Raw genomic sequence first — 4,893 nt, 5'->3', positions numbered from 1 at the left:
TGACGTGCGAGGATGGAATCACAGTTCGCAGCGCATGTCAGGCGGGTTTTTCAGCAGCCTGCTAATGCCAGCGGTGGCGGTGACGTACGGGTGGCGCCGGCGGCTGCTTTCTCTGCTTCGCATCGATTTCGTCGATGGTCGCAACATCCCAAAAGCCGCCGTCGACAGATCCGGCGTGGTCCGGATCTCCTGGACGATCGAGTCTGTCCGCTTCCGGCGGTCAACCGGTCGAATTTTTGATCCCGTGGCAACAGATCGGCAATTTGGTACGTTCCCTTAGGGAGTGGTCGCATCTCCGGGCAGCCAAACCTTCTGGCCAGTCTCAGACCTTGATTGCCTTAGTGCCGCTAACAGATTTTTGTAGCTCTCGTCTAATGCACCGCGCCCCCACTGAGCCAGGACTCGTCCTCGATCAATATGAAAATCGGTCCACGGTAGGCGTTCATGTCTGGTGTAGTTGTCCAGGCGATCGGCAGCCTGTCTGACTGCTAGCCAATCTTGTTGTCTCAGCCCGACTTCCATCTGAATAACACGGACATGGAAGTGATGGTGGCTTGCGCTATTCATTGAAGAGAGGAGTTCTTCCGCCTGCCGTAGCATGTTCGCAGCTCTGTCCCGATCGGTTAGAACGCGTGCTTTAGCAGCGATCGCCCATGGCCTGAGGCGCGGTGCTTCCACGCAGTTGATCGCTGCGTCTGCGAACTCAAGGGCCTTGTCTCTTTGCCCCTCAAGCATCGAAATCTCTGATAGCTTAATCAGCGCGAGCGACGTTCGAATATCCATTTTCCCAGCTTGGGAGATTTCAAGGCACGCCGTGGCGTGCTCACGAGCCTTATCGATTTGGCCCAACGACAAATGCACACGCGCCAAGTATTCGTTTGCCAGACATGCTTGCCGTGTTGCTCCGTATTTCACACCAGCTTCAGCTGGCAACGATCCAATTTCGATCGCTTTTTTGAACAGGTTGTTGTAGTAATATGCGGTAATAAGCTGATAACATCCAACGATCTCATAATGCAGGTTTCGCACTGAGCGTGCTATTTCCAAGACCCGCTCACTAAGGCCTCTCACGCTCCGAAATTTGCCAACTTGATAATGGGCCAATGCCGAGCTCTCTAAGGCCTTGAGCAGGAGTTCGGGATCTTGAGTCTCTTCCGCGGTGGCGAGCGCCAACTGCGCGCTCTCATAGCAACCTTGCATGTCGCCCGAAGAGGAGCGGACAAAGCTGCGTAGTGCATCAAGCTGGACCCGCAAATCGAGTGAGCCGCGTCCTTCGCACAAGGCCTCCATCTTGTCCAAATATTCACTGGCTTCCACGAGAGCAGCTCCGGAGAGATCTCGACTGCTAGTCGCGACGCCGAGGTAGGCAACGCAAAGTTGCTCATAATCTCCCGCAAACTCGGCAGCACTTTTGTATGCATTTGCCGCACCACTGAAATCACTGCTTTGAAGAGATGTTTCTCCAAGCGCCTTGTTGAGCTCGTATAAATCACTAGGGTCTCGGGCGTGCTGGAGTCCCTTCTTGATAAGCCCGTTGGTGGTGACGAATCTTAGTTTGACGATCAGCTCTCGGGCGGCGCGCAGATAGGCTCTCGGAGCTTCTTCGTGCTCAGCTCGGGCAAGATGCTCTGCTCTGAGAACACTGTCACGGCCATCGAACCAACTGGCAGCATCCAAGTGCATCGCCTGGGCATTGCGCCGAGTTATGGAAGAATAGACGCCCTGTTGGATGAGGGCGTGGGCGAACAGGTATTGATCACCCATAGGCCGCACAAGCGCTCTCTCGACCAGAGATGTTGGCTTGTAGTCATCCTCCTGGATCAACGTTCTTAAAAGACTGAGGTCGAACTGCTGTCCAATCACTGACGCAGCTTGGATGGCACGTCTATCTGTTGGAGATAAGCGATCAATCCGGGCCTGTATCAGGCTGCGTAGAGTTCCTGGCAGCGCATCGGCTCGGTTGTCAGAGCTGCTGCGGATGAGCATTTCCAGAAATAGTGGGTTCCCCCCAGCTGTCTCCATCTCGGCCGCGAGCGTCGCTGCATTTTTGTCATCGACCTGCTCTGCAAGTTGTCGGGTCTCTGTTGAGGACAAAGCTCGGAGATCAATCGTGTAGATTGGCGCACTGCCTGTCAGAGCCCTCCACGCGCTGTCGAACGGGTCACCCTCAATGCGAGATGTCATAATAATGATAGTCGGGCAGTCCGCGCATCGAGCGACTAACGACGCGCAAAACTGCATCGTTATAGCGTCGGCCCAATGGAGATCCTCGATGAGAATGATCTGAGGACGCTCGCGGCTTCTCTCCTGCATCAAACGACCAACAATTTCAATCTTACGACGATTCCGTGTCGTGTTCTCGATGGCACGATAAAATGCACTCGCGTCTTGCGACATAGGGATGCCAAGTAAGTCGAAAACGAAAGCCTCGTCATCTGGAGCGAACGCCTCAGAAGCCAGGACATGAACGGCTTGCTGCTTAAGCGCTTCGCCGTCGTGAATTTTGGACACCGATAGCAGGCTGCGGAAGATTGAGCGGAGCGGGTCCGAACCAGTACTGCTGCCAAAATCTAAGACTAGTGCTTGGTGCTCTTGAAAACCAAGGCCGGTAGCAAGGGCGAGACACTCTGTGGCGAGGCGAGTCTTTCCTATGCCTGGCTTACCTCGAAAGATGAAAGCAGCGCCAGCTGCACGACTCTCTACGGACTCGGCTATCGTTCTAAACTGGTCGCGCTCGGCATCTCGTCCGACGAATGGCAAGATGTTGCGCTCGACCGGCTTATCTTGATGGTTGCGCACTCTCCAAGCGCTGACTGGATGACCGAGGCCCTTGATTGATAAATTGGCCTTCTCCTCACACAGTACTTGACGAGAAATCTCCTGATATACGTCGTTTGAGACGTAGGTCTCGTCGGCATTGGCCAAATCGCTAAGACGAGAAGCCAAGTTCACGGCGTCGCCAGTCACGGTGTAGTCGTGCGTACCAGCGCTGGCCAAAACTTCACCGGAAGCAATCCCGATATGTGCCGAAAGCGAGCGATCGACGCGACGGCTGACCTCTCTCAGACGCTGGTGAATGGAAGATGCTGCCCGGACCGCACGGAGAGTATCATCGCCATATGATATCGGCGCGCCAAAGACGGCCATCACGCCATCGCCAAGGTGTTTGTCGATGGTTCCACGGAACGTGGCGATCGCTCCGTCTGTCGCGCGAAAGAACTCATCCATGACGTCTTGAAGCTCCTCGGGATCGAGCTCGGATGAGAGTGAGGTAAAGCCTGTTAGGTCGGCAAATAGGACAGCCACCTGCCGACGCTCAGTCTGCTCGATCGTGACCGGGCTGGTTTCTGCTACGGATGCGACGACCCGCGGATGTACATCTTGGGACGTGTTTCTCGCGGTTGGCGACTTGAGCGATGCTGCCGCCTTGAGCAACCTCTTGCGGTTGCCGAGCGACAAGCCAAGTTCTTTCAGGTCATGATCCTCGAGTTCGGTTACGACATCGAAGTCGATATCATTTTCGGCGCAGACGTCCGCCAGGATTGCCAGCCCATTCTCCTTCAGCCATTTGTTGAATGACTCGTTCATGAGATATCCGTTGGCCTAGCGTCGTACGGTAAGGCTCTAGGATGTCACCAAGCGTCTGCTCAAATACTGCCATCGATCGGCAAGAGAGGCCAAGGAGTTTAGTGAATTGGCAGATCACGCAGGCCGCTGATCCGGGCGTAGGGACGGTTGTGCATCTGAAGACCAACCGCATCACCCAGCACTCCGAAATCCGTCAGCCTCAGGATTATGACGAGCAACCGGAAACGTCACGAAGTGATGGTCTGCTATGTGGCGAGCTGCGGTCGTGGTCTAGCGTCGGCGGGAAGCCCGAGAGTTGGGCGGCGCCGACGGCAGCTTTTCTGCGTTGCGGACGATCTGAGCCTCGACACTTTATCACAAAAGCTGCCATCGAAAGCTGCGTCGTCGTCGGGCTCGCTTGGGAGATCGATCATGTCCGCTATCCGGGCTACTACGGCCGTTTCTAGCGTGCCGCTATCGGCGGGAACCAAACGAAGGCCCTGCCAGAATGCATTGAACTCTAGGCGCAAAACGCCTTCGCCTTTCTGCGACGGCACGACGGGCATCCGATCTATGCAGGAGCGCCATGCGTTGCGGCGGGATGTCGCACCTGCTACGTTGCCCTAGTTAGCTCGCGTCGATCTCTCCAATGAGGTCGACTTTAAGGGCCAATGAAACAGCGTAAGACCTGGCGCTGGGAGCCGAAGAGCGAAGCGCCATGATGTGGTGGCGGACGTCGTGCCGTGCAGCGGCAATGAGTGAGGATACCAATATGACCTACAGCAAATTTATCAAACGCGTCGTTGGCGCAACCTTTGGTATCTGGGCTGCATCCCTTTTTCTCGGCGGCACAGCCCTGGCTGAACCCACAACGGAAGAATTAATCAAGGACGCCTTGAGCGCAGCACCGCCTGCGCTGCGCGACTCGGCTGGCGTAATGAACGAGGAAGGCAAGATGATCCGTGAGGGCAGCAGCGACTACATCTGCATGCCCACGGCCGCCGAAATTCGCAAATTCGGTAGCGAACCCATGTGCCTCGATGAAGTCTGGAGGCGCTGGGCGGATGCGTGGTTGAACAAGAAGCCGTTCGAAACTGATCGGGTCGGAATCGGATACATGCTGGCCGGCGATGCTGCCGGCGCTAGCAACATCGATCCGTTTGCTACAGAGCCTACGGCGGAAAACGATTGGGTCGTCGAGGGGCCGCACATCATGATCATCGTGCCTGACGCGACGCAGCTTGCGGGCCTGCCCGACAAGCCGAGGCCGGATGGTGCCTATGTGATGTGGAAGGACACCCCCTATGTCCACATCATGGTTCCGGT

Annotated in this window: 4 protein-coding genes; 3 read left to right on the top strand and 1 reads right to left on the bottom strand. The window is 56.0% G+C overall.

Features of this window, described 5'->3' with window-relative positions; all coding sequences use genetic code 11:
- Positions 1-280 (top strand): hypothetical protein (locus AC33YF_RS12840; RefSeq protein ID WP_491777604.1); only part of this gene is annotated, 280 nt, incomplete at its 5' end.
- On the opposite strand, the gene AC33YF_RS12835 is transcribed toward AC33YF_RS12840, so the two are convergent.
- The gene (locus AC33YF_RS12835; RefSeq protein WP_491777603.1) at positions 277-3,588 is read right to left on the bottom strand and encodes an ATP-binding protein; all 3,312 of its coding nucleotides are present in this window, start codon (positions 3,586-3,588) and stop codon (positions 277-279) included. The genes AC33YF_RS12840 and AC33YF_RS12835 overlap by 4 nt on opposite strands.
- 101 nt (positions 3,589-3,689) lie before the next feature.
- On the opposite strand from AC33YF_RS12835, the gene AC33YF_RS12830 reads away from it, so the two are divergent.
- Together AC33YF_RS12830 and AC33YF_RS12825 are read left to right on the top strand one after the other, a co-directional pair.
- Positions 3,690-4,034 (top strand): hypothetical protein, encoded by a 345-nt coding sequence (locus tag AC33YF_RS12830; RefSeq protein WP_491777602.1) that lies wholly within the window; start codon positions 3,690-3,692, stop codon positions 4,032-4,034.
- A gap of 305 nt (positions 4,035-4,339) precedes the next feature.
- Positions 4,340-4,893 (top strand): hypothetical protein (locus AC33YF_RS12825; protein ID WP_491777601.1); only part of this gene is annotated, 554 nt, incomplete at its 3' end.

This window comes from Methyloceanibacter sp. (genome assembly GCF_058506495.1).
This window is presented reverse-complemented; position numbering and strand designations above follow the sequence as displayed.